Origin of the sequence: Streptomyces sp. NPDC047022 (assembly GCF_040644155.1) — a bacterium.
Taxonomy (GTDB): domain Bacteria; phylum Actinomycetota; class Actinomycetes; order Streptomycetales; family Streptomycetaceae; genus Streptomyces.
The window spans coordinates 1-24,076 of the sequence record NZ_JBEYVV010000019.1; the positions used below are offsets into that span (position 1 = coordinate 1).

At 70.1% G+C, this 24,076-nt stretch carries 20 protein-coding genes, 1 tRNA gene and 3 pseudogenes; 17 read left to right on the forward strand and 7 right to left on the reverse strand.

Annotated elements, in window-relative coordinates; all coding sequences use genetic code 11:
• Positions 1–439: 439 nt before the first annotated feature.
• Both ABZ845_RS20170 and ABZ845_RS20175 read right to left on the reverse strand, forming a co-directional pair.
• Positions 440–523, reverse strand: a pseudogene (locus ABZ845_RS20170) (glyoxalase/bleomycin resistance/dioxygenase family protein); the annotation flags it as partial.
• A gap of 48 nt (positions 524–571) precedes the next feature.
• The gene (locus ABZ845_RS20175) at positions 572–1,168 is read right to left on the reverse strand and encodes a TetR family transcriptional regulator (RefSeq protein WP_360981415.1); all 597 of its coding nucleotides are present in this window, start codon (positions 1,166–1,168) and stop codon (positions 572–574) included.
• Between the two features lie 278 nt (positions 1,169–1,446).
• Here ABZ845_RS20175 and ABZ845_RS20180 point away from each other — a divergent pair, with 278 nt between their 5' ends.
• Both ABZ845_RS20180 and ABZ845_RS20185 read left to right on the forward strand, forming a co-directional pair.
• Complete coding sequence (locus ABZ845_RS20180) at positions 1,447–2,991, forward strand: MFS transporter (RefSeq protein WP_360981418.1); 1,545 nt, start codon at positions 1,447–1,449, stop codon at positions 2,989–2,991.
• 252 nt (positions 2,992–3,243) lie between these two features.
• Entirely contained in the window at positions 3,244–4,146 is a 903-nt protein-coding gene (locus tag ABZ845_RS20185; RefSeq protein WP_360981421.1) for an NmrA family NAD(P)-binding protein, read from the forward strand.
• A 305-nt stretch (positions 4,147–4,451) separates the two neighbouring features.
• Here the strand turns inward: ABZ845_RS20185 and ABZ845_RS20190 are convergent, their stop codons facing one another.
• Entirely contained in the window at positions 4,452–4,637 is a 186-nt protein-coding gene (locus ABZ845_RS20190) for a hypothetical protein (protein WP_360981424.1), read from the reverse strand.
• 162 nt (positions 4,638–4,799) lie between these two features.
• Between ABZ845_RS20190 and ABZ845_RS20195 the strand changes: the two genes are divergently transcribed.
• From ABZ845_RS20195 to ABZ845_RS20210, 4 genes and pseudogenes are all read left to right on the forward strand, one after another.
• Positions 4,800–5,018, forward strand: a complete 219-nt coding sequence (locus ABZ845_RS20195) for a hypothetical protein (protein ID WP_360981427.1) — start codon at positions 4,800–4,802, stop codon at positions 5,016–5,018.
• A 166-nt stretch (positions 5,019–5,184) separates the two neighbouring features.
• Positions 5,185–6,198 (forward strand): annotated as a pseudogene (locus ABZ845_RS20200) (AAA family ATPase); the annotation flags it as partial.
• Entirely contained in the window at positions 6,195–6,398 is a 204-nt protein-coding gene (locus ABZ845_RS20205) for a helix-turn-helix domain-containing protein (RefSeq protein WP_360981430.1), read from the forward strand. The pseudogene ABZ845_RS20200 and the gene ABZ845_RS20205, both read left to right, overlap by 4 nt.
• Positions 6,398–7,801, forward strand: coding sequence for a tyrosine-type recombinase/integrase (locus ABZ845_RS20210; RefSeq protein WP_360981433.1), 1,404 nt, complete (start codon positions 6,398–6,400; stop codon positions 7,799–7,801). The genes ABZ845_RS20205 and ABZ845_RS20210 overlap by 1 nt, the downstream gene beginning before the upstream one ends.
• 173 nt (positions 7,802–7,974) lie before the next feature.
• Here the strand turns inward: ABZ845_RS20210 and ABZ845_RS20215 are convergent.
• Positions 7,975–8,050, reverse strand: a tRNA-Arg gene (locus ABZ845_RS20215).
• A 307-nt stretch (positions 8,051–8,357) separates the two neighbouring features.
• Between ABZ845_RS20215 and ABZ845_RS20220 the strand changes: the two genes are divergently transcribed.
• The 6 genes and pseudogenes from ABZ845_RS20220 to ABZ845_RS20245 form a co-directional block, all read left to right on the forward strand.
• Entirely contained in the window at positions 8,358–9,965 is a 1,608-nt protein-coding gene (locus ABZ845_RS20220) for a dynamin family protein (protein WP_360981436.1), read from the forward strand.
• Between the two features lie 5 nt (positions 9,966–9,970).
• Complete coding sequence (locus tag ABZ845_RS20225) at positions 9,971–12,049, forward strand: GTPase (protein ID WP_360981439.1); 2,079 nt, start codon at positions 9,971–9,973, stop codon at positions 12,047–12,049.
• Positions 12,050–12,355: 306 nt separating this feature from the next.
• Positions 12,356–12,850 carry a single-stranded DNA-binding protein gene (locus tag ABZ845_RS20230; protein ID WP_360981442.1) on the forward strand — a complete coding sequence of 165 codons (495 nt, stop codon included), beginning with the start codon at positions 12,356–12,358 and terminating at the stop codon, positions 12,848–12,850.
• A 272-nt stretch (positions 12,851–13,122) separates the two neighbouring features.
• Positions 13,123–14,532 (forward strand): Cys-Gln thioester bond-forming surface protein, encoded by a 1,410-nt coding sequence (locus ABZ845_RS20235; RefSeq protein WP_360981445.1) that lies wholly within the window; start codon positions 13,123–13,125, stop codon positions 14,530–14,532.
• A 371-nt stretch (positions 14,533–14,903) separates the two neighbouring features.
• Positions 14,904–15,809 carry a hypothetical protein gene (locus ABZ845_RS20240; protein WP_360981448.1) on the forward strand — a complete coding sequence of 302 codons (906 nt, stop codon included), beginning with the start codon at positions 14,904–14,906 and terminating at the stop codon, positions 15,807–15,809.
• A 139-nt stretch (positions 15,810–15,948) separates the two neighbouring features.
• Positions 15,949–16,743: pseudogene (locus tag ABZ845_RS20245) on the forward strand (class F sortase); the annotation flags it as partial.
• Positions 16,744–17,031: 288 nt separating this feature from the next.
• On the opposite strand, the gene ABZ845_RS20250 reads toward ABZ845_RS20245, so the two are convergent.
• Positions 17,032–17,553: a hypothetical protein gene (locus ABZ845_RS20250; RefSeq protein WP_360981451.1), complete on the reverse strand. Its 522-nt coding sequence runs from the start codon at positions 17,551–17,553 to the stop codon at positions 17,032–17,034.
• Positions 17,554–17,760: 207 nt separating this feature from the next.
• Here ABZ845_RS20250 and ABZ845_RS20255 point away from each other — a divergent pair, with 207 nt between their 5' ends.
• From ABZ845_RS20255 to ABZ845_RS20275, 5 genes are all read left to right on the forward strand, one after another.
• Positions 17,761–18,342, forward strand: a complete 582-nt coding sequence (locus ABZ845_RS20255) for an MSMEG_1061 family FMN-dependent PPOX-type flavoprotein (RefSeq protein WP_360981454.1) — start codon at positions 17,761–17,763, stop codon at positions 18,340–18,342.
• Between the two features lie 186 nt (positions 18,343–18,528).
• Entirely contained in the window at positions 18,529–18,984 is a 456-nt protein-coding gene (locus tag ABZ845_RS20260) for a hypothetical protein (RefSeq protein ID WP_360981457.1), read from the forward strand.
• Between the two features lie 280 nt (positions 18,985–19,264).
• Positions 19,265–20,929 (forward strand): energy-dependent translational throttle protein EttA, encoded by a 1,665-nt coding sequence (gene ettA, locus ABZ845_RS20265; RefSeq protein WP_360981460.1) that lies wholly within the window; start codon positions 19,265–19,267, stop codon positions 20,927–20,929.
• Between the two features lie 2 nt (positions 20,930–20,931).
• Complete coding sequence (locus ABZ845_RS20270) at positions 20,932–21,342, forward strand: thioesterase family protein (RefSeq protein WP_360981463.1); 411 nt, start codon at positions 20,932–20,934, stop codon at positions 21,340–21,342.
• The gene (locus ABZ845_RS20275) at positions 21,339–22,025 is read left to right on the forward strand and encodes a hypothetical protein (RefSeq protein WP_360981466.1); all 687 of its coding nucleotides are present in this window, start codon (positions 21,339–21,341) and stop codon (positions 22,023–22,025) included. The genes ABZ845_RS20270 and ABZ845_RS20275 overlap by 4 nt, the downstream gene beginning before the upstream one ends.
• Positions 22,026–22,055: 30 nt before the next feature.
• Here ABZ845_RS20275 and ABZ845_RS20280 read toward each other — a convergent pair whose 3' ends face one another.
• Both ABZ845_RS20280 and ABZ845_RS20285 read right to left on the reverse strand, forming a co-directional pair.
• Entirely contained in the window at positions 22,056–22,469 is a 414-nt protein-coding gene (locus ABZ845_RS20280) for a globin (protein ID WP_360981469.1), read from the reverse strand.
• A 144-nt stretch (positions 22,470–22,613) separates the two neighbouring features.
• Entirely contained in the window at positions 22,614–24,059 is a 1,446-nt protein-coding gene (locus ABZ845_RS20285) for an FHA domain-containing protein (protein WP_360981472.1), read from the reverse strand.
• Positions 24,060–24,076 lie beyond the last annotated feature (17 nt).

The window sequence follows — 24,076 nt, forward strand, 5'->3', positions numbered from 1 at the left end:
ATAGTGCGTATCAGGCAGGTAGCGTGTCCGCAGTTGGGCTACGGTGCGCCCTCGTGAAGGCGTCAGAGGCGTTGTTTCCTCGGGAGAGGCAGAGCGGATCGGAAGTCGCCTCCGGCTCCTTCGCCCATTGAGTGGTCGGCTTCGCCGACGGGCTGTACCACCTACCGGGTGGTTCAGCCGTCTGTGAGCGGACAGGACACCTACGGCCCGAAGGCGGCCCGGGAGGGCGCTCTTCATGTGGCTGAGACGTCCGCCTTATAAGTTCGTTTTCCACCCGGTCCAGCTGGGGCCCGCATCGTGGGCCGGTGCCGCCATCCTGCGCCGGACGCTCGACGACTACCAAGCCACGTACCGCCCGGAGTTCGTCGCTGAGTATGCCTAGCGATGAGCAATCTCCGGGCGCGGCCTCGGACGGCCCAGGAACGATCACTACCCCGTCAGTGGCTGCGTTGACCTGCTCCGTGGACTCGACCTCCACGCCGAGGTGGTCTAGGCGGGTCTCCTGCCCGGGGCCGGCCTGAAGCCGACTTGCGAGCCCGGGCGGCGGCCGACACCGTCAGCCGACCCCCAGTCAGTCCGTGCGCTGCTGCGGTTCGAACTGCCCCGTGCCGCTCTTGGTGAGAGCCGTGCGCGCGGACTGCAGCAGTTCTTCGGAGATCGGATTGCCCCGGGTGGCGCGGGCAAGGACGAGGGCACCGACCATGGTGCAGAGCTGGGCCATGCCGTCGTCGTCGCCGGTGGCCAGCCGGGCGGCTCGGTTCCGTACCCCGTTGATGTAGACGTCCTGGGAGCGGGCGGCCTGGTCGGGGTCGCGCCCCAGGTCGGTGGCGAATCCGGAGACGGGGCAGCCGTCCTCGGCGTGATCGCGATGCCAGATCGAGAGGTACTGCTCGATCAGCGTTCGGCGGGCGGTCTCGTGGTCCCCGGCGGGCTCCTCTAGCCCAGCCGGCGAGTGTGCCGCCGGATCCTCGAAGGCGTGGGCGATGGCCTTGCCGACCAGGTCGTCCTTGGAGGCGAACTGCTTGTAGAACGCGCCATGGGAGAGCCCGACGGCTTTCATCAGGTCGGCGATGCTGACCGCGGTGCCCTTCTCGCGGAACATCCGGGAGGCGGTGGCCACGACCTGCTGTCGCTTCTCCTGTGCCTGCGCCTTGGACACGCGGCCCACGGAATCACTCTCCTCGAATAGCTGTCACTTGCAATCTATTCTATCCCGTGTTTAGTTTGATGGCGACATCTATTTTGTCGGCGAGGCCACCCGCAGGTCGGGCAGGGCCTTGCGCTGCCTCCCGCAGTCCGGGGCCGACGGCCTCCGCCCGGTAATCGCAGAACCATCGACAGCACTGGAGACCCCCCGTGGCATCACCACCCACTCCCGCCGAGTCCTCGACACCCGCGCCCTCCACGCCACCCGTGCCGCCTACCCAGCGGCGAAGGGTTTCAGAGGTGGTCCACCGTCGGCGCTGGGCCATCCTGACCGTGCTCGCGTTCAGCCTCCTGGTGGTGATGCTGGACAATTCGATCCTCAACGTGGCGATGAAGACCATCGCCCAGCCTGCTCCCACCGGACTCGGCTCCACCCAGAGCCAGCTGGAGTGGGCGGTCAACTCCTACACGCTGGTCTTCGCCGGACTGCTCTTCACCGCGGGTCTGCTGGGTGACCGGCTCGGCCGCAAGAAGGTGCTGCTCTTCGGCATGGCCGTGTTCGGTGTGGGATCCGTGCTGTCCGCGCTGTCGGACTCCTCCGGGCAGCTCATCACCTTCCGCGCCGTGATGGGCTTCGGCGGCGCCTTCATCCTGCCCGCCACCCTCGCGATCATCATGAACGTCTTCGAGCCCGCGGAGCAGCCCAAGGCCATCGGCATCTGGACCGGTGTGGTCGGTTTCGCCATCGCCGCCGGTCCCATCACCGGCGGCATCCTGCTGCAGCACTTCTGGTGGGGCTCGGTCTTCCTGGTCAATGTGCCGATCGTGGTCGCCGCGATGATAGCGATGGTGGCTATCGTCCCCGACTCCAAGGACCCCAGGCCCGGCAGGCTCGACCCGGTCGGCGTGCTGCTGTCGATCGTCGGTCTGGCGGTGCTGGTCTACGGCATCATCAAGGGCGGCCAGCTGGGCGACTTCACCCAGCCCGAGGCGTGGGCGACGATCCTGGGCGGCCTGGCTATCCTCGTCGGTTTCGTGGTGTACGAGGCCCGCAGCGACCATCCGGCCCTCGACGTCACCTACTTCCGCAACCGGCGGTTCTCCGCCTCCGTCGCCGCCATCGGCCTGGTCTTCTTCGCCCTCATGGGCGTCACGTTCTTCAGCGTCTTCTACAACCAGAGCGTGCGCGGCTACAGCGTCCTGCAGTCCGGACTGCTCGTGCTGCCGCTGGCCGCCTCCCAGATGTTCTTCGCCCCGCGGGCCCGGCTGGTCGTCAACCGCTTCGGCGCCCGAGCCGTGTGCGCCGCCGGCCTCGTCCTGACCGCCGTGGCCTTCGCCGGCTTCCTGCTGCTCGGCCAGGACACCCCCATCTGGGTGCTGGAGGTGCTGTTCTTCCTGATGGGCACGGGGATGGCCCATGTGATGCCACCCGCCACCGTCATGATCATGTCGTCGCTGCCGCGGGAGAAGGCCGGCTCCGGATCCGCGGTCAACAACACCTTCCGGCAGGTCGGCGGGGCCATGGGCGTCGCCGTGCTGGGGTCGCTGCTGTCCACCACCTACCGCAACGGCATCGACGGACACCTGGACGTACTGCCCGCCTCCGACCGGCACGCCGCAGGTGAATCCGTCCAGGCGACCCTGACCGTCGCCGAGAAGCTGGGACCGGCCGGCAGGGCCCTGGTGCAGCCCGCGCACGATGCCTTCATCCACGCCATGCACATCGCGGCGATAGGGTCCGCGGCCGTCGCTCTGGTCGGCGCGGTCGTCGTGCTGGTCCTCCTGCCGGGCAAGGCCGCCGCCGCGGCCGCCAGCGGTGCTAAGTCCCAGCGCCAGACTCTCTAAGCCCGACGGTGATCACGAACCATCCCCGCGAGACACCGAAGGCGACCGCCTGCCGGAGACGTCCCCGCAGCGTCGTCGCCGAAACCGCCGTCATCGAGACCGCGGCTGCTCCAAGAGGCTGCCACGACGTGTGAAATCGCCACACGGACCCGCGGTGACATCGCGGGGCTAACGCCTTGCTGACGGTTCCGCTGGCGCTCTGATCACACCTCAAATCAGATATTTTCCATTACTTTCGAAGGAGATCACCCGATGGTTGCCAACAACCTTGTTCTTATCCCCGGTGCTGGCGGCGTGGGCCGCACGGTCTTCGAGCACTTGCGTGCTCAGGATGTGCCTGTGCGTTTCATGGTCCGCCGCGATGACGAGCGGGCCTCTGAGCTGCGGGCACTGGGCGCGGAGGTCGTCCTCGGTGACCTGACCCGGCCTGAGACGGTAGCGGCCGCGCTGCAGGGCGTGGCGCGGATGTACTTCGGGATGCGCGTGTCACCGGACCATCTGCTGGCGGCGACCGTGGTGGCTTCCGTTGCGAAGGAGTACGGGAAGCTAGAGGCCCTGGTCGACCTGTCGCAGATGACGGTGTCGCAGATGACCGCCACCAGCACGGAGGAGTCGCACCAGCAGCGGCTGCACTGGCTGGCGGAGCAGGTGTTCGACTGGTCGGGTCTGCCGGTGGTGCACGTCCGGCCGACGGCGTTCCTGGACACTCCGCTGTTCACCACGATGGCGGCGCGGTCGATTCAGGAGAACGGCACGATCGCGGTTCCGTTCGGCACCGGACGCACCTCGCCGGTCGCCGTGGACGACGTCGCCCGCGTCATCGCCACCGTGCTCCGGGACCCGGCTCCCCACATCGGGCAGGTCTACGAGCTGACCGGGCCGCGCTCGGTCGACATGACGGAGCTGGCCGCGGAATTCTCTCGGGCGCTGGGCAGGCCGGTGTCCTATGTGGACATGCCCCCGAAGCGGTGGGAGGCCCACCTCCCGAAGCTGGGGATGCCCCAGCACCTCGAACAGCACGTCGCCACCATGGCCCAGCTGCACCGGGACGACCGTTACAACCGCATCGCCGACGGCGTCGAGCGCGTGACCGGCATCCCCGCCCAGTCCATCGAGGCGTTTGTAACCGCCCGAAAGGACTTCTACCTGGGCTGAACCGCCCCGGCCCAGCCCTCTCGGCCATGTCGTCTCCAGTTCAGATGGTGATCGCTGCTTCTGTGGCGGGGCGACGACATGGCCGATCAGCCGACGGGTTTCTGGGACGCTCGTGACCGCCGCCTTGTAAGGGCGGCCGTGGTCGGCGGCAGAATTCCCCAGGTGACTTCGGCTGTAGCCGCGGCTCGGGTGAACGATGCATCTCGAGTGTGATGAACCGTCGTTGACCGTGGTTGACCGCACGATGTGGCACGACTGTGGCACACCCCGAAAGACAGGGCCACGGTGCGCGGGATCAGCGAACGTCAACTCAGTTCTCCGGAAGCGACCGGGAGCTGTTCCCTGTAGGGCCATGTGAAGGTGCGGTCGGGTTCGAGATGGGCGTCCCCCCAGTGGATGGCATGGATACCGCTTTCGGCGTCAGCCGTGAAGAACACGCAGACCAGCCTGGTGGAAGCCCCCAGTTCCTCGAAGGCTTCGTGCAGCCCCAAGTACTCCTCGGTCGCCAAATCTTCATCGACGTCAAAGAGGCCTTCCGGAGGCTGTGGCCCGTGTGCCCGAAACAACCGGTGCCGAGTGGGCGACGCGTTGGCGGGCAACCGGGCTCGGTCCAGGGGCCTTGGCCTGTCCGCGTACCGGAACGGGAAGAGTGCGTGATCGTTGATCACTGCGTACTCGTATCCGCGTACGTCTCTCACGGCTTCCCCAAGCTCGCGCGCCATCTCCGCCAGGTTCTCGCGCACCACGCCCGCAAGGGCGAACCCGTACGGACTCCGCTTCTTCAGTCCCGCGGCGAGGTGCGCGGCATGGGCCTTCCCGTGCGCCTCGGCCAGTTGCACCGGGACCGCCGCGGCAAGCGCGCCGGCGTGTAGCCCGAACCGCTCGACGGCCCAGGCCGACGGTCCTACCGGATAGCCCCCCCAACACCGACATGCAGTGCTCCCCTCCCCCAGGCTTCCCCTCTGAACTGTGTGACACGTACACGAAGGGCGCACAAGGGGGTGATCCGGCCAGGGCGCGGGCACGCACTTCCCCGAGCCGAAGTGGGCCGTGCCCGGCATCCTCGCTGAAGGCGTCAGCGTGCTCGCCGGACCGCCCAAGGTCGGCAAGTCCTGGCTCTCCCTCGGACTGGGCCTGTCGGTCGCGGCCGGAGGCAAGGCCTTCGACTCCGTGCCCGTCGAGGGCGGCCCGGTGCTCTACCTCGCCCTGGAAGACACCCCGCGCCGCCTCCAGACCCGCATGGGCAAGCTCCTCGGCGGCCAGCCAGCCCCCGCCGGGCTGACCCTGGTCACCGAATGTCCGCCCTTCCCCCAGGGCGGCACCGAGGCCATCGCCCAGTGGCTGGAGCGCCACCCCGACGCGCGCATGGTCGTCATCGACGTGTTCGCCAAGATGCGCGGACAAGCCCCGGCCGGCGTGTCGGCATACGACGCGGACTATGTGGCAGTCGGCTACGCGAAGCGGCTCGCCGACCACTACAGCGTGGCCGTCGTCCTCGTCCACCACGTCCGCAAGGCAGGCTCCGAGGACTTCCTCACCGAGGTCTCCGGCACCAACGGCATCGCCGGAGCCGCAGACGCCACACTCGTCCTCAAACGGGCCCGCGGGCAGGCGGACGGCATCCTCCACGTCACCGGCCGCGACGTGGACGAAGCCGAATACGCCCTCAGCTTCCAACCCGCATCCGGCGCCTGGCACCTACTGGACGGCCCAGTCACCGACCACACCGTCAGCGACACCCGCGCCACGATCCTGCGCTACGTCCGCACCCACCCCGGCGCCAGGCCGAAGGACATGGCGGGGGAACTGCCCAACGTCGACCTGGACACGATCCGCCGCACCTGCAGCCGCATGGCCGATGCCGGACAGCTCAGCAAAGACGCCGGCGGCTGCTACTACCCGGACACCGAGACCCGGACACAGGGCGCCCAAGAGGTGTCCGCACTGTCCGGCTGTCCGGTTACCCCATCTGACCAGCACGAACACGCCGGACAGTCGGAAATGGAGCTGTCCGGCCTGTCCGGCCCGACTCGCGAAGGGGGCGCGCGGTGACTACGGCCCTACCAAGGTCCAGGGAAGAAAAACTCACGCTTGCCGAGATCTGCCAGGACTTGAAGATCTCCCGCTCCACCTTCTACGACTGGCGGGCGAAGGGCCGCGCCCCGCGTTGCATCAAGCTGCCCAACGGCGACCTCCGAGTCCGGCGGAGCGACTACGAACACTGGCTGGACGATCGGGAGGACGCCGCCTGATGGACGGCACGACATACAACGTCAAGATCTGGAAGACGGCTGTCTACAAGGGCAAGGGCAAGGGCAAGCGCAAGTCCACCCATACCGTGCGCTGGGAGCTTGACGGCAGGGAATGGCGAGCGCCGTTCGATACGAAGGCACTCGCGGACGCCTTCCGCTCCGAGCTGGTCAGTGCGACACGCCGTGGCGAGGCCTTCAGTCTCGCCACGGGGCGTCCCGCCTCTCAACACTCCGGGGCGAGCGGGGTGAACTGGTATGACTTCGCTGTCCAGTTCGCAGACGCTCAGTGGCACCGGACCGGTGGGAACAACCGCAAGAACACGTCCAAGGCGCTCATGACGACCACCGTTGCTCTGCTGCGCACGCCACCGACCGCGTTCCGGCCGGTCGACGTCCGCACGGCGCTGAGGGAGTTCGCGTTCAACACACGGCGCCGGGAGGACGCTCCACCCGAGGTGATCACCATCCTGAAGTGGGTGGAGCGCAACACCTTGACCATGGCTGCATGGGAGGACCCCGCCAAGGTTGACGAGGTACTTCGGGCCGTCGGCTCGAAGTTGGACGGCGCGAACGCCGCAGCAAGCTCCGTCAAGCGCAACCGGCGGATCCTGAACGTGGCCATGGAGTACGCCGTCAAACACCGGATTCTGCTGGCGAACCCCCTGCCGAAAGGAAGAGGGGCGACGCCCAAGACGTCATCCGCGGTCGACAAGAGGGCACTGCTCAACCCGGAGCAGGCGGCGCGCCTGCTGGGGTGGGTGCGCCGGCGTCCCCGCGGCGGCAAGCGGCTCCACGCCTTCCTCGCCACGATGTACTACGCCGGGCCGCGCCCGGAGGAGGTCGTGGCGATGGACGTGACGGACGTCCGCCTGCCGGACGAGGACGCCGAAGATCAGTGGTGCGAGCTGTTGTTCCACACAGCTCAGCCGGAGGTCGGGAAGAACTGGACGGATGACGGTGAGATCCACGAAGAGCGCGGGCTGAAGGGACGCGCTTCGGACGACACGCGCGTCGTGCCGGGGCACCCGTCGCTGACGCGGATCCTGCGCGAGCACATCAAGGCAGAGAGCCTGAAGCCGGGAGATCTGCTGTTCCAGGGCGAGAAGGGCGGCATGCTCGCGGGCTCGGTCGTCCGACGGGCGTGGCGGTCCGCCCGCGCGGAAGTGCTCGCTCCGGAAGAGTTCGCCTCGCCGCTCGGTAAGCGGGTGTACGACCTGCGGCACACCTGCCTGACCAACTGGCTCAACGATGGCATCCCGCCGGCGCAGGTGGCTGAGTGGGCGGGCAACAGCGTCCCCGTGCTGTTGGCCATTTATGCCCGGTGCGTCTCCGGTCAGCTCCGTGATCTCAAGCAGCGGATCTTGGCCCGTGGGGACCTCCCCGACCTGCCTGAGATCGTCTGACGGCTCCTGGAGGACTTCTCCGCGTATTCACCGCAGCCACCCGCAGAAACCCGGTGACAGCCGGACAGCGCCGGACTCTCCCGCGATCATCGAGGGAGGGTCCGGCGCTCGTCTGTGTAGGGGCACACCTGCTCTGACCAGCAAAAAGGCCCTCCCGTGGGGAGGGCTCTCAGTGGCGCCCCCGGCAGGACTCGAACCTGCGGCCAAGCGCTTAGAAGGCGCCTGCTCTATCCACTGAGCTACGGGGGCCGGTGTGGTGGCCTGGTGTGGTGCCCGGGTGTGGGCTGATCCGTGACCTTGCCGGGGACAAGGATAGAGCTCCTGGTTCCGTGTCCCCGTTGCTTCGCCTCCGTGGCTCGATGTGGAGGTTCGGTGAAGCGGTCCCGATAATCGCAGGCAGGTGCGAATTGCGCACCGCTTTTCGCGCCTGGCGCCCCGGGTGTTGTGCACTCGTTATGCCTGTGTCCCGGTCATCCCTTCCATCCCATGTGTCCTGTCGGCGCGCAGACGCCATCATATGCTTCAGAAAGCCTCCAAAATTGGGCATTCTTCGCATGTGGTGACCTTGGACGTACGGCCTCAGCTGCTCGACACACTTTCCGCACTGCGCGACCGTGTCGCTGCCGCACGCTTCCCGCTGCCCCTCGAGGGGGCTCCACGCGCGCGTGCCAACCGCGACGAGCTCCTCGCACAGCTCGATGATTACTTGGTGCCCCGGCTGAGAGATCCTGAAGCACCTTTGCTGGTCGTCATCGGGGGTTCCACCGGTGCCGGCAAGTCGACCCTCGTCAACTCGCTCGTGGGCCGAAGAGTCAGCGAGGCGGGCGTGTTGCGCCCCACCACACGAACGCCCGTCCTGGTGTGCCATCCCGAGGACCACCACTGGTTCAGCGGCATGCGTGTGCTGCCCGACCTCACCCGCGTGTGGGTGCCTCATCAGGAGGTCGACGACGATCTGCAGGACATCGTCGGGAGTCAGGAGCGCGTCCTGCGCATCGAGACCGCGGACACGCTGCCTCGCGGACTCGCCCTCCTGGACGCGCCCGACATCGACTCGCTGGTCGCCGGCAACCGGATCCTCGCCGCCGAACTGATCAGCGCGGCCGACATCTGGGTCCTGGTCACCACCGCCGCACGCTACGCCGACGCCGTGCCGTGGCATCTGCTGCGGACCGCCAAGGCGCACCGGGCGACCCTGATCACCGTGCTCGACCGCGTACCGCATCAGGTCGTGTCCGAGGTGTCACGGCAGTACGGCGCCCTGCTCACCAAGGCGGGACTCGGCGAGGTGCCCCGCTTCACGGTGCCCGAACTGCCCGAGTCCGCCTGGGGCGGAGGGCTCCTGCCGGCCACCGCCGTCGCACCCCTGCGCGCCTGGCTCACCTACCAGGTGCACGACCCCGCCGCCCGCGAGGCCGCCATGTCCCGTACCGCACAGGGTGTCCTGGACTCGCTCAGGTCACGGATGCCCGAACTCGCCGGTGCGGCCGCCGCGCAGTACGCCGCCGCTCTGCGGCTCACGGCAGCCGTCGACTCCGCCTACGACCGCGAGCACGCGCGCGTGCGCAGCCGCCTGAAGTCCGGCGCCGTGCTCGCAGGCGATGCCCTGAGGCGGTGGCGCGGATACCCCCTCGACTCGACCGCCGGTGAACTGCTGGACGCTCTGACCGAGAGTCTCGGCGTTTTGCTGCTGTGCGCCGTCACGGCCGCCGACGAGCACATCGACGAAGCCTGGCGGCGCGAGCCGGGCGCGAAGACGCCGGGGTTGACGAACCGTGACCCGGCGCTGGAGAGCGCCGAGCACCGCATCGGGGTGACCGTACGACGCTGGCGGCGCGTCCTCGAGGAGTACACCGAGGAACAGGTGCGCGACCTGGACAAGAGTGCCGCGCAGGACGCGGAGTCGGTGGCCGCCCTCGCCGCCATTGCGCTGCTGGGCGGGCGCCGGGCGGGGACGGCCGGTGAGCAACTGGCCGAACGGCTGGGCGCGCAGGCGTCGTTGCGTCTGCGCGACCGTGCCCTGCGGCTGCTGTCCGAGTACGTCGACAGGGCGCTGCGTACGGAGCGCGAGCGCCGCCTCGCTCCCCTGGACGCCCTAGACGTCAACGCCGAGCGCCAGGCCGAACTCATCGCGGCGCTGTCCGTACTGCAGAAGGAGAGGTGACCGAGGTGGCTGCCGTCACTGACCGCACGGATCACGAGCACCCCGGGGGCGAGCCTCGGGCCGGGCACGACGCCCAGGCCGAGGAGCGTCCGGCGGCTGAGCGGGACGGCGGCAACGCACCGCGCACGGCCGGCGACGGAGGCGGGCATCCGGGTGTGGAGTGCGAATCCGGGCCCCTCGGCCACGAGGAGGAGGGGCACCCGAGGGGCGATGCCCGGCAGTCGCGCGTGGAAGGAGGTGTCCCGCACGTGGGTGTGGAGGGCGGTGTTCCGTACGTGCGTGCGGAGGGTGACCCCGGCCACCCGGGCGCGGAGACCGGGGACCGGCACGCGCGCGTGCCGTGCGACGAGTCCACGGACGGTGCAGCAGCAGCGGCCACCTGGGACGACGGACTGATCGCCAGACGCCTGCCGGAAGCGCCCGACGCGCCGGGGGGGATCACGATCGTGGAGCCCCGCTCACCGGCCGTCCAGCAGCCCGAGTCTCTCGCGTACGAGGGCGCGCTGCGCGCACGCCTGGACGCGCTCCGGGAGCTGGTGGGGCTGTCGCGCACCCGTCTGGACAGCGGCACCCTGGCCGAGGCGGGCCGCGTACTGGATGAGGCGGCCGCGCGCCGCAAGCTCTCCGCCGAGCACACCGTCGTCGCCATCGCGGGAGCCACCGGAAGCGGCAAGTCGACCCTGTTCAACGCGCTGGCGGGCGTGGCCCTCTCGGAGACCGGAGTGCGCCGGCCGACCACCGCGTTGCCCATCGCGTGCAGTTGGAGCGACGGTGCGGCCTCGCTCATCGACCGGCTCGGCATTCCCGGGCGACTGCGCAGACGTCCCGCGCAGAGCCCGGACGGCAAGTCTCAGCTCCACGGGCTCGTCCTGCTCGACCTGCCGGACCATGACTCCGCCGCCGTGGAGCACCGGGACCAGGTCGACCGCATCCTGGCGCTCGTGGACGCGGTCATCTGGGTCGTCGATCCCGAGAAGTACGCCGATGCCGTCCTGCATGAGCGCTATCTGCGGCCGATGGCGGGGCACGCCGAGGTCATGTTCGTCGTCCTGAACCAGGTGGACCGGCTGCCGGGGGAGGCCACCGAACAAGTGCTTGACGATCTGCGCCGGCTGCTCGACGGTGACGGGATCGCCCTGGGCGAGTACGGCGAGCCGGGCGCGACCGTACTCGCCCTGTCCGCCCTCACCGGTGAAGGCGTGGGCGAACTGCGTGAACTGCTGGGACAGTTCGTGACCGAACGCGGAGCGGCGGCGCGCCGGATCTCCGCCGATGCGGACGCGGCTGCGGCCCGGCTGCGGCCCGTCTACGCGACAGGGGGGCGCGGCGGGCTCAGCGAGGAGGCCCGTGAGGAGTTCACCGAGCGGCTCGCGGACGCGGTGGGAGCGACCGCCGCGGGGGAGGCCGCCGAGCGGGAGTGGCTGCGCAACGCGGGCCGCGCATGCGGCACACCCTGGCTGCGGCTGTGGCGGTGGTGCCGCGACCGGCGCGAACCTTCCACGGGACGGCTGCCGGTACGTGCCCCCGCGGACGAGGAGGGCACGGACCGCCAGCGCGTGGAGCAAGCCGTGCGCACGGTGGCGGACCAGGCAGCGGCCGGTATGCCCGCGCCGTGGTCGCAGGCGGTGCGCGAGGCCGCAGCACGCGGTGCGCAGGGATTGCCCGAGGCGCTGGACGAGCTGACGGCGGACACCGCGACGCCGCCGGAACGGCCGCCGAGGCCCGGCTGGTGGACCGCCGCCACGGTCGTCCAGGCGTCGATGACGCTGCTGCAGATCGCCGGCGTGCTGTGGTTGGTGGCCCAGGTCGTCGGGCTCGTGTCGTGGGACCTCGGGGGCGCGGCGCTGTTGGTACTGGCGGCCACCGCCGGGGGCCCGGCCGTCGAGTGGGGCTGCGGGCTGGCCGCGCGCGGGCCGGCCCGGAGACACGGGTTCGAGGCCGGACGACGCCTGAGAGAGGCGGCGGCCGGGTGCGGACGAGCTCACGTGCTGGATCCGGTGGCGGCGGAGCTGCTGCGGTACGGGGAGGTACGGGAGGAGTACGTGAAGGTGACGGGGGCCGGATCGGGAACGGGAGGGCGGTGAGCCGGAGCGGGGCGGGGGCGGGGCGTCGGGCAGGGGGAAGCTGATGCGCAGGGGGCGCTGACGGCGACAGGCGGAGCCGATCGTTCGGGTGACTGAGTTGTCCACAACCGGGCGGCGGCCCACAGCGCTCAGCGGGCTCGGGCCGACGGAGGCAGTCTGATCTCGCGACGGCCGTGATGGACACGGCCGCCGCGCAGATGGCGGTCTGCGACAGCGCATGACCGCCGTGGCAGACGCATACGCACGGGACGGGCCCGTACGCGTGATGCCCCGGCCGCCGGCCGGGACGAGGGAGGGGAACCTCATATGAACGAGACGATGGTGTGCGTCGTCGGCAATGTCGCGACGCAGCCGGTCTACCGGGAGTCGCCGTCCGGACCCACGGTGCGCTTCCGGCTGGCGGTGACGGCGCGCTATCTGGACCGTGAGAAGAACGAGTGGACGGACGGGCACACCAACTTCTTCACGGTGTGGGCGCGGCGCTCACTGGCCACGAACGTCGGCGCGTCCGTGGCCGTCGGTGACCCGCTGGTCGTGCAGGGGCGGCTGAAGGTGCGGACCGAGCAGCGGGACGGGCAGGGCTGGCTGTCGGCGGATCTCGACGCGGCGGCGATCGGCCACGATCTGTCACGGGGCACATCGGCGTTCCGGCGCTCGTCCCGGACCGAGCCGCAGGCCGGAGCCGCACCCCAGCCGGAACCCAGCTGGGAGACGGACCCGCCCGGCCGCCCGCAGCCGGCCGACGACGATCGGCGGGATCCTGCGGCACAACACAGCCCCGAACCAGTCGGCGTGACATGACTTCAGGTCGGCTCGCCCGCACTGCCCCAACTGCCGTTTATCGACCCATGAATCGTTCAACGCCCGGACGATCCCTATGTAATTCATCGATAAGCGCAGCTCACAGGCGGTGTGGCGATAACGATTCCGAGTCGGATCGGTTATCCGATGACATGACTGGGGAGAGGGGTGCGCCGCGTCCTTAGGATGCGAGAGGTAGCTCCTGGGGCTTCCGATTCTGCTGGCGGGACCGTGCCCCCCACGTCAACGGGTCCTGCTCGAAGGGGAATTCTGTGTTTTCTTCGTTCTCTGTGCCGTCCGCGCGCAGGCGAGGGGCCGCCCGCCTCGCCGCCGCAACGCTGGTGTCCGGACTCGTCGCGGCGGGCCTGATGGCCACCGCGGGAGTGGCGGTCGCCGACGGGACGCCGCAGAACGAGGGCGGAGCGACCGCGACCCTGGGCGGCCTCAAGGTGTTCGGCGCCGCCGTCGTGCATGACGGCGGCACGGACCGGCAGGTGTCAGCGGGCCTGTTCGAGATGTCCGTCGACGGCGGCGGCACTTTGCAGACGTACTGCGTCGACATCCAGAGCCCGGCGCAGCGGGACGCCAAGTACCACGAGACGTCCTGGAACGGCACCTCCCTGAACGGCAACAGGAACTCCGGCAAGATCCGTTGGATCCTGGACAACTCCTACCCCCAGGTCAACGATCTGGCGGCACTCGCGGCCAAGGCCGGCGCCAAGGGCCTCACCGAGCAGGACGCGGCGACCGGCACCCAGGTGGCGATATGGCGCTACTCGGACGGGGCGCACGTGGACGCGGTCGATCCCCAGGCGGAGCGGCTCGCGGACTACCTGGAGAAGCGGGCGCGTGACTCCCAGGAGCCGGCGGCGTCCCTGACGCTCACCCCGCCCGCCGTCTCGGGGCACCCCGGCGAGCGGCTCGGCCCCGTCACGGTGCACACGAACGCCGACGGCGTCACGGTGGCGCCCTCGCCGGACGCCGCTGCCTCAGGCGTCAGGATCGTGGGGAACGACGGCAAGAAGGTCACGTCGGCAGCTGACGGCAGCCGCATCTACTTCGAGGTGCCGAAGGGCGCGCAGGACGGTGTGTCCGAGCTGACCGTACAGGCGTCGACCACCGTGCCGGTCGGCCGGGCCTTCGCCTCCGAGACCCGCAGCCAGACGCAGATACTCGCCGGCTCCAGCGAGTCGACCGTCTCGGCGACGGCCACGGCGGACTGGGCCAAGGCGGGTGCTGTACCCGCGCTGTCGGCGGAGAGGAACTGCGCGAAGGGCGGTGTGAACATCACCGCGGTGAACAACGGAGACGCTGCCTTCACGTTCGCCCTGATGGGGGTCGGGTACACCATCCCGGCGGGCAAGACCCGGACGGTGACGATCCCGTTGCAGGAGGACCAGGCCTACGACTTCATGGTCAAGGGGCCGGGTGGCCACCAGAGGTGGTTCAGGGGCGTGCTCGACTGCAAGACCGAGACCGGCATGGGCGGTATCGCCGCTCAGACGTTCCGTCAGCCCAGCCCGGCGACGGTGGGCGGCACGTCGGCCTCGGACACCAACCTCGCGGAGACGGGCACATCGAGGACGACCCCGATCATCACGGGAACGGCCATCGCCCTGGTCGTCATCGGCGGCGCGACGCTCGTCCTGCTCCGCCGCAGGCAGACGCCGACGCGCGACTGACGCCGGCGGAGCACCGGGCCCGGGCCCGCCGACGCCGGCGCCCGCCGCGCTGGAGCCGCGCCTTTCCTGCGCCGATGAGTTGCGAGGGAAACTGACGTCATGTCATCGAACGTATGGATGAGGTGGGTCGGCGCCGGGCGGCTGCTCGGAGGTGCGGCCATTCGGGGTGGGGACTGCTGCTGAAGGAGGTGCCGCCGAGCGGGTTACTTTTCGGCCTGGAGACACTCGGAGGGAGTACGGGCCGACACTATTTTCGTGTCCTGCGGTGGTGGGGCGTGGTCATCGGGTTGATGGTGATCACGGTGCTGCTGCGATTCCGCTGTGCCGGCGTGGTGCCGGCCTTCGCGGTGGCAGCGAAAGGACTACCTCTGATGAGAGTGACCCGGACCATGTTCGCCTCCGCTGCGGTTGCCGCGGCCGTTGCGTTCTCCGCGCCCGTCGCGCACGCCGTTTCGGCGGTCCAGCTGCGGGCTTCTGACGACCACTCTTCCCACGGCAATAAACACGAGTGGTCCAAGGGAGCGGAGTCGGGAGGACAGCAGTCGAGAGGCGGGGCGGCCAACGGAGAGGCAGCGCAGGGCGAGGAGGGGGGCAGCGCGCACTGGCACGGCCAGGCGAAGGGCGGTGACGACGCGCGCAGCGACGAGGCGACGGGTGGCGACGACCAGGCGCAGGGCGGGAGCCAGAGCGACGACGCTCAGGGGCGCGGCGCGCACCAGGATGCGAAGCAGCAGCCGACCGGCGGGGTGCGTGCCGGTGGCGGCGCGTTGGCCATGCGGTCGGGCCATGGCCATGACTGGGGCGGCGACTCGGGGGGTGACTCGGGCGGCGACTCGCAGGGTGGTGCGGGTGGCGACCAGCAGGGCGGCGACTCGCAGGGCGGTGCGGGTGGCGACCAGCAGGGCGGCGACTCGCAGGGTGGCGCGGGCGGCGACCAGCAGGGCGGCTCGGACAGCGCCGGGGACTCCGCGGCGGGTGCCGAGGGCGACAGCCAGAGCGAGGGCCAGCAGGGTGGCGGCGCCCACCAGCACGGTGAGCACCGCGGTCAAGGTGGTGCTCAAGGCGGCGGGCAGGCCTTCGGACAGGCCGGCGGCCAGGCCGGCGGGCAGGCCGGCGGGCAGGCGACGACGCCGCGCGGTGGGGTGCACGCCGGTGGTGGCGGTCTGGCCCAGTCCGGCGGCGGTCTTGCCGCGGGATCGATGCTGCTGCTCGGTGGCCTCGGCGCGGGTGCGTACATGCTGCGCCGCCGCGGTGCGTCGGGTGCTGTAGGAGCCTGACCGGGCTGGTATTCACCTGTTTCCGTGTGATCGCGGCCGTTGTCGCTCTGGGAAGGGTGACGACGGCCGCAACTGCGGTCCGGGTGTCCGCCGCCCGGCCTGCCGAAGTCCGACCTATGCTGATGAAAGGCATTGTCCGATGGCCCTCTCGCAGTCGCCCGTGTCGGATGAGTCCCGGAGCAGGCCGGCCGCCGGCCGGGCTCTGCTCTGGCCGGCCGCGGCGGTGGGGCTCGGCGCCCTGCTCATCCACAACTCACTGGCAAGCCCCGCGGACCCCAAGCCACCGACCCCGCCGGCGACCGTGGCCCAGCGCGCGGAGGCCGCATCGCCATCGGACACCGCTTCGCCCGTGAACGTCACCCCGCCGGCGGCCGTCCCCACGGCCGGCGCGTCGCCCACGGTCGTCATCCCGCCCATGGCCGACCCTGCGCAGACCGCGTCGAACGGGTTGGCGGGATCCAGAGGTCGGGGGCTCACCCTGTCCGAGCCGAAGCGGCTCGTGATTCCGGCGATCGGGGTGAACGCCCCCTTCATGGGGTTGTCCCTCGCGGCTTCCGGGCAGTTGAACGCGCCACCCGTGAACAACACGAACCTCGTGGGCTGGTACCGGGGCGGGGCCGCGCCGGGGTCGCGGGGAACGGCGATCGTGGTGGGGCATGTCGACACCAAGACCGGTCCCGCGGTGTTCGTGTTCCTGCGCTTCCTCAAGCCGGGCAGCCAGGTGGAGATCACCCGGGCGGACGGCATCGTCGTCCGCTTCAAGGTCGATTCTGTCGAGACCTTCAGCAAGGCGGATTTCCCCAGCGACCGGGTCTACGCAGACACACCCACCGCTCAGCTGCGGCTGATCACATGCGGGGGCATCTACAACCACAGCGCTCACGACTACGAGTCCAACGTGGTGGTCTTCGCCCACCTCGACTCGGTCAAACGGCCCGCCGGCCTGCCCAGGCAGCAACCCGCGCAGGTCCCGCAGCAGCCCGCAGAGGTTCCGCAGCAGCCCAGCCTGGTCACGCGAGAGCCCGGCCCGGTCCCGCAGCAGCCCGGCCCCCTCCCGCCGTCGCCACGAGCGGGCGGCCTGATGCCCCAGCCTCTCCGCTGAGCCTCGGGCCACGCCGCCGCAGCGCACACGCCGAGGGCACCGGCCATGGGGTCCTTCGTTCGGATCAGGCCGGACCCGCGGGATCTGGTGCCTGATCCGGCCTGATCCAAGCGAAAGACGCTAGATCTCACGCTCGGCCTGCCGCGCCGCCTCGACGAACGCGTCGACCGAGGCCAGGTAGGCGTCGACCGCCCGGCGGAAACCCTCGGCCTCCCGCACGTCCTCCTCGACGGCGACGAGGCGGGCGTATGCCTCGACGGAGGCCGCATGCACCGCGTTCGCCGCGGCTATCGGCCCGGGGCGGCATTCCAGCGAGACCACTGCCAGCGCACGCAGGAACGGCCCGTAGGAATCACGCAGTCGGTCCCGGAGCTGCGCGAGGGACGCCAGGCGCGCCTCCTGGTCCGCCACCTCCACGTACTTGGGGATCCTGCGGTACAGGATCCCCATGTCATTGGCCTGCTGGATGAAGTCCAGGTGTGTGGTCCTGCGTGCCTCGCGCTTCCGGGCGAGGTGTTCGGACTCGGCGGTGGCCCGCGCCTGGACGCGGGCGGCCTGCGCATTTCCCCTGCTGGTCACCCAACTGGCGGCCACCGCTGTGGTGGCGGTCAGCAGCGCCACCCATAAAGCACCGTTGCCCATGCCACAGAGTGTGTGCCACGACTGCCGCCCTGCCCAGAACGCGCACAAGCCTGCCCGAAGGCCGGCCGAGGCGGCGCTTGACTCAGCCATCAAGGCTCCACCGCCCGCGCGGGCACGCCCCCGTGTCTTCGATCCGCAGCTATGATCTCCGGAGTGGATGACTCCCTGATACCCCGGGCTCTGACCAGTGAGGCGCAGCTCCGAGAGTTGTACGCGGACCCCGGAGAGCGGGCGGTACGCAAAGAGCTCGACCACATCGACGAGATGTCGCGCCGCCTGATAGCGGTCTCGCCCGTGGTGTTCGTCGCCACCAGCGATGCCGATGGCCGCTGTGACGTGGCCCCTCGGGGCGGCACCCCCGGCTTCGTCACCGTCCTCGACGAGCGTCATGTAGTGATTCCGGACGCGACGGGCAACAATCGGCTGGACAGCTATCGCAACATCCTGGCCAACGGGCACGCCGGGCTCAACTTCGTCATCCCCGGCCGGGACACGACGCTTCGTGTCAACGGCGCAGCCTGGATCACGGCCGATGAAGACCTGCTGGCACGGCTGACCCCGGTCGGCAAGCCGCCGAAAACCGCGCTGGTCGTGCGGGCCGACGAAGTGTATGTCCACTGCGCCAAGGCGTTCGTCCGGTCGAAGATCTGGCACCCCGAGGCATGGCCGCTCAATGAGGATCAGCCGACGTCGGCCGAGGTCGCTCTTGCTCATCAGCGCGACCCCGACTTGACTCTCGCCGAGGTCGAGCAGGATCAGCGTGACTCCCTCCTGCACCGGCTGGCCTGAGACCGGTTCGCCGCGGCCGACCGATCTCAGGCGCCGAGTCCTGGTTGCGGGTCGTCCCTGGTCCGCTCGCGGAGCGGTGCGGTGGGAGTCCGCGATCTCCTCGAGGCTGGTTGCAGTCGCGGTGCCTCAGGAATGCGGTGATGCTGTCAGGGAGCGCGGCTGGCTGCACACGGGCAGCGTGTGTCGGTGACCGCGCCGTACAGAAAGGCGGCGGCCATGGCAGCGATTCCTGACAAGGCGCGGCTGGGGCCTGACAGCAGCGAAAAGATCAACGGCGCGTCTCTGTTCGCCGGTGCCGCGCTGATGCTCAGCGGGCCGCTCAGCATTCTCATGGGCGCGGCCGGCATCGCACAGGACAGCATGTTCTCCGCCTCGACCCAGTACGCATACCGGTTCGGCCTGACCACCTGGGGCGTGATCCACCTGGTGGTCGGAGTGGTGCTCGTCATCGCCGGCCTGGGAATCCTGACTTACAAGAGCTGGGGTCGCGGGGCAGGCGCGGCGGGGGCAGGGATCAGCCTGATCACCCAGTTCATGTTCGTCCCGTACTACCCGGCGTGGGCCATCCCCGTGATGACACTCGACCTCCTGATCCTGTTCGCGCTGACGAGGTTCCATGTCGGAACCAGCGGCGGTCACTGATCCCGGACGAGAGGTCCGGCGGAACCGGAAGGCGGCCGTTGCCGCCCTGCCGGTGGGAGCTCGAGCGTTCCCGGGCCGTCCCTGGGCCGTGCGAGGGCGCCCGAAGGAACTCGGCAGCGACCGGCAGCGACAGCCGAGCCACCGCCGTCGTAGGTGAAACCCCATGTGAAACCCCAGGTCAGAGGGGCTCGACCATTCGGGTTTCCGCGTAGGGGTGGCGGTGCGGCAAGATGGGGTGTATCTGCCCACTGCCAGATTTCAAGCTGCCGGACGGTTTCTCTTGGCTGAGTTCATTTACACCATGCGCAAGGCGCGCAAAGCGCACGGCGACAAGGTGATCCTCGACGACGTCACCCTGAGCTTCCTGCCGGGTGCCAAGATCGGCGTCGTCGGCCCGAACGGCGCCGGGAAGTCGACGGTCCTCAAGATCATGGCCGGTCTTGAGCAGCCGTCCAACGGCGACGCCTTCCTCACTCCCGGCTACACCGTGGGCATCCTGCTCCAGGAGCCCCCGCTGAACGAGGAGAAGACCGTCCTGGAGAACGTCCAGGAGGGTGTCGCCGAGATCAAGGGCAAGCTCGACCGGTTCAACGAGATCGCCGAGCAGATGGCGGTCGAGTACACCGACGCGCTGATGGACGAGATGGGCAAGCTCCAGGAGCAGCTCGACCACGCCAACGCCTGGGACCTGGACGCGCAGCTGGAGCAGGCCATGGACGCGCTGGGCTGCCCGCCCGGCGACTGGTCCGTCACCAAGCTCTCCGGTGGTGAGAAGCGCCGCGTCGCGCTCTGCAAGCTCCTGCTCGAGCAGCCCGACCTCCTGCTGCTCGACGAGCCCACCAACCACCTCGACGCCGAGTCCGTGAACTGGCTGGAGCAGCACCTGGCCAAGTACCCGGGCACCGTCGTCGCCGTCACCCACGACCGGTACTTCCTGGACAACGTCGCCGGGTGGATCTGCGAGGTGGACCGCGGCCGTCTGCACGGCTACGAGGGCAACTACTCCAAGTACCTCGAGACGAAGGCCACCCGCCTCAAGGTCGAGGGCCAGAAGGACGCCAAGCGGCAGAAGCGCCTCAAGGACGAGCTGGAGTGGGTCCGCTCCAACGCCAAGGGGCGGCAGGCCAAGTCCAAGGCGCGTCTGGCCCGCTACGAGGAGATGGCCGCCGAGGCCGACAAGATGCGGAAGCTGGACTTCGAGGAGATCCAGATCCCGCCGGGCCCGCGTCTGGGCAGTGTCGTGGTCGAGGTCGACAAGCTGAACAAGGCGTTCGGCGAGAAGGTCCTCGTCGACGGCCTCAGCTTCACCCTGCCGCGCAACGGCATCGTCGGTGTCATCGGTCCGAACGGCGCGGGCAAGACCACGCTGTTCAAGATGATCCAGGGTCTGGAGACGCCCGACGCCGGTTCGATCAAGGTCGGCGAGACCGTCAAGATCTCGTACGTCGACCAGAGCCGAGAGAACATCGACCCGAAGAAGACGCTGTGGGAGGTCGTCTCCGACGGGCTCGACTACATCAACGTCGGACAGGTCGAGATGCCCTCGCGCGCCTACGTGTCCGCGTTCGGCTTCAAGGGCCCGGATCAGCAGAAGCCCGCCGGCGTCCTCTCCGGCGGTGAGCGCAACCGCCTCAACCTCGCGCTCACCCTGAAGCAGGGCGGCAACCTGCTGCTCCTCGACGAGCCCACCAACGACCTCGACGTCGAGACGCTGTCCTCGCTGGAGAACGCCCTTCTGGAGTTCCCGGGCTGCGCCGTGGTCGTCTCCCACGACCGCTGGTTCCTGGACCGCGTGGCCACGCACATCCTCGCCTACGAGGGCGAGTCCAAGTGGTTCTGGTTCGAGGGCAACTTCGAGTCGTACGAGAAGAACAAGATCGAGCGCCTCGGCCCGGACGCGGCCCGTCCGCACCGAGCCACCTACAAGAAGCTGACGCGAGGCTGATCTTGCGGCACATCTACCGCTGCCCGCTGCGCTGGGCGGACATGGACGCGTACGGCCACGTCAACAACGTGGTGTTCCTCCGCTATCTGGAGGAGGCCCGTATCGACTTCCTGTTCCGCCCGGACAAAGAGTTCAAGCAGGGGTCCGTGGTGGCGCGCCATGAGATCGACTACAAGCGGCAGTTGGTCCACCGGCACGCGCCGGTGGACATCGAACTGTGGGTCACGGAGATCAGGGCGGCGTCCTTCACCCTCGCCTACGAGGTGAAGGACCCGGACCTGGTCTACGTCCGCGCCTCGACGGTGATCGTGCCGTTCGACTTCGAGGCGCAGCGGCCACGCCGCATCACCGACGAGGAGCGGGAGTTCCTCGCGCAGTACAGGGACACCGAGGAGGAGGCCGTCGCCGCATGACGGTGCTCCATCTGGCCGATGACGGGGAGGCGGCGGATCTCGCCGCCTTCCTCGCCCGGCTGATCCATTACGACCGCGGTGCCGCGGTGCGGCTCCAGGCGAGCGGCACGGCCCTGGCGGTGTTCGGGCGTCCGCCGTCGTTCGAGGTGCTCGCGGTCCGCGCGGTGCGCCTCGCCAAGCCGTACGAGAACGGGCTGGAGGACCGGCTCGATGTGACCGTCTCGGCGGGCGAGTTCCTGGAGTCCGTGGACGAGCGCGCGGCCACGGCCACCGTACCGGCCGCGGTGACGGGTCCGCCTTGGGCGGGCGTCCTTCCGCCGCGCGGCGGCTGGCGGCCCGAGCCGGGGCTGCCCGCTCCCGACGCCCTGCGTGCGACCGTGGCGGCGGCCGTCGCCGAATTCCGCTCGCGGACCGGGGAGTTGGCGCCCGAGCGGCGGACACGCGCCGAACTGGACCGGATAGGCCGGGAGATCTGGTCCCGCACGGTCGGAACCACCGGACTGCCCGTGCGGGCCCTGCACGCGGCGCAGTCGCTGGGCTTCCTGCGCCCGGTCCCGCAGACGCCGGGCGCCGAGCCGCTCGGGCTGTACTCCTCGGGCACCTGGCTCAGGCTGCGCATGCCGTACGGATCGGTAGCCGTGCGCCGGGCGGGCCTCGGGGCCCTGGACGTCAGCGTCCGCTGACGGCATCCGCCCTCGGGCCCGGGAACCGTCTCACTCCGGGGTGTTCACCATCGACGCGGCGGCGTACGTCAGGTAGTTCCACAGCGTCGTCGTGTGCTCCTCGGAGAGACCGAGTTCGTCCACGGCGACGCGCATGTGCCTCAGCCAGGCGTCGTGGGCGGCCTGGTCCACGGTGAAGGGCGCGTGGCGCATGCGCAGACGCGGATGGCCGCGGTTCTCGCCGTACGTCGTCGGGCCGCCCCAGTACTGGATCAGGAACAGGGTGAGGCGCTCCTCGGCCGGGCCCAGGTCCTCCTCGGGATACATGGGCCGCAGGAAGGGGTCCTCGGCCACTCCCTCGTAGAAGCGGTGCACGAGGCGGCGGAAGGTCTCCTCACCGCCGACCTGCTCGTAGAAGGTCTGCTCCTGAAGTGTGCCGCGCCGAATTTCTCTCACGTGGTCCATGGTCTCAGACGGGGCGGCGGAGGACTCAAGGCTTAGGACCGCCGGGCTGAGGGCCGGCGCATGACCCCGGAGACCCGGCCGGGCAGGCCCCGGGCCCCATGAGGGGGTCCCGTACGCCTGCCCGGACCGCTGGTCGCGTGCGCGTCAGCCCTGGCGGATCGTGATCGTCGTCCACGCGCCCACGTGCACCCGGTCCCCGTCCCGCAGGGGGATCGGCACGAAGGGCTGGATCGGCTCCTCGCCGCCGTTGACCGTGGTGCCGTTCGTGGAGTTCTGGTCGACGACCGCCCAGGTCCCGTCCGGCTGCTGGACCAGGAGCGCGTGCTGGTGCGAGACGCCCGGGTCCTCCGGGGGCACCGACAGATCGATGTCGGGGGTGTCACCGGTGGAGTGCCGGCGGCGGCCGATGGTGATCTGGTCGCCGGTGAGCGTGCGCTGCTGCTCCGGGGAGTACGCCGGCAGGTTGAGGCCCGCGGCCTCGGGGCCGGAGCGGTGCATCATCGCCATGAAGTACTCGCGGTCCGGACCGATGGTCGCGGTCCAGGTCACCGGCTGCTGCTCGTAGGACGGCGCGGGGGCCTGCGGGGAACCGGGCGCCGGGTAGCCGTAGCCGCCTCCCTGGGGGCCGCCGGCACCCGCGGGTGCGCCGGTGGCCGGGCCGGAGGACGACGGCGGTGAGATCATCCAGTCGTCCTCACCCCCGCCGAAGGCCGGAGCGCCGGGCTGTGTCGGCGCGGGCGGGAAACCCTGCTGGGTCCGCTGAGGGGGCGGCGGGGCCGGGGGCTGGTACGCCGAGGGCGGCCCGCCGTGGAAGGCCGAGGGCGCGCCGGGAGCGCTGGTCTGCTGTGGACCACCGGAGCCACCCGGACCTCCGGCGCCACCGGGGCCGCCGGACGTGGGCGCGGGCGGCGGCGGGACCGGACGCGAAGGGTCCGCGCCGAAGCCGGAGTCGTTCCCGAAGCCCTGCGGGCGGGAGGGATCGGCCCCGAACGCCGACGGGTGTGACGGGGACTCGCCGAACGCCGACGGGCGTGACGGGGACTCGCCGAACGCGGACGGGTGTGACGGAGCCTCGCCGAACGCGGACGGGCGCGACGGGGGCGTCCCGAAGCTGGTCGGCCCCGACGGCTCATCGCCGAAGGGCGAGCCCGGAGGAATCGGTTCCGCGGGCCGGTTCACCTGCGAGGGCCGGGACCGCTCGTAGTCGAACGGGTCGGCTCCGGACGCGGTCTGCCCGCCGCCCTGCTGGAAGCGCAGCGCCGGGTTCGGCGCCGGCGGGCGCGGCGCCGCGGGGGTGTAGGAGGTCGCCGTGTTGGTCAGGAAGTTCCATCGGCACTCCTCGCAGAACGGCGCACCGCCCTCGCGGGGCGTGCGGCACTGCGGGCACAGCTCCGGATCGGCGCCGGGCACGGCGGACAGCGGGCGTCCGCCGGTCCGGCCACCGCCCGGCGGCGGGGGCGGAGGCGGATAGCCGTAACCGGCGGTCGGCGGCGGTGGAGGCGGCGGGGGTACGGCACCGGCCATACGGTGACCGCAGACCTCGCACCAGTCGTCGGAACCCGACTGGTGTCCGTTCGGGCAGGTCGGCATGTCGGCGCTTCCCCCTC

Coding starts and splice junctions, on each gene's coding strand:
- ABZ845_RS20185 (WP_360981421.1), top strand. CDS start 3,244: ATGGTTGCCAACAACCTTGTTCTTATCCCCGGTGCTGGCGGCGTGGGC.
- ABZ845_RS20275 (WP_360981466.1), top strand. CDS start 21,339: ATGACGGTGCTCCATCTGGCCGATGACGGGGAGGCGGCGGATCTCGCC.
- ABZ845_RS20285 (WP_360981472.1), bottom strand. CDS start 24,059: ATGCCGACCTGCCCGAACGGACACCAGTCGGGTTCCGACGACTGGTGC.
- ABZ845_RS20280 (WP_360981469.1), bottom strand. CDS start 22,469: ATGGACCACGTGAGAGAAATTCGGCGCGGCACACTTCAGGAGCAGACC.
- ABZ845_RS20230 (WP_360981442.1), top strand. CDS start 12,356: ATGAACGAGACGATGGTGTGCGTCGTCGGCAATGTCGCGACGCAGCCG.
- ABZ845_RS20240 (WP_360981448.1), top strand. CDS start 14,904: ATGAGAGTGACCCGGACCATGTTCGCCTCCGCTGCGGTTGCCGCGGCC.
- ABZ845_RS20210 (WP_360981433.1), top strand. CDS start 6,398: ATGGACGGCACGACATACAACGTCAAGATCTGGAAGACGGCTGTCTAC.
- ABZ845_RS20250 (WP_360981451.1), bottom strand. CDS start 17,553: ATGGGCAACGGTGCTTTATGGGTGGCGCTGCTGACCGCCACCACAGCG.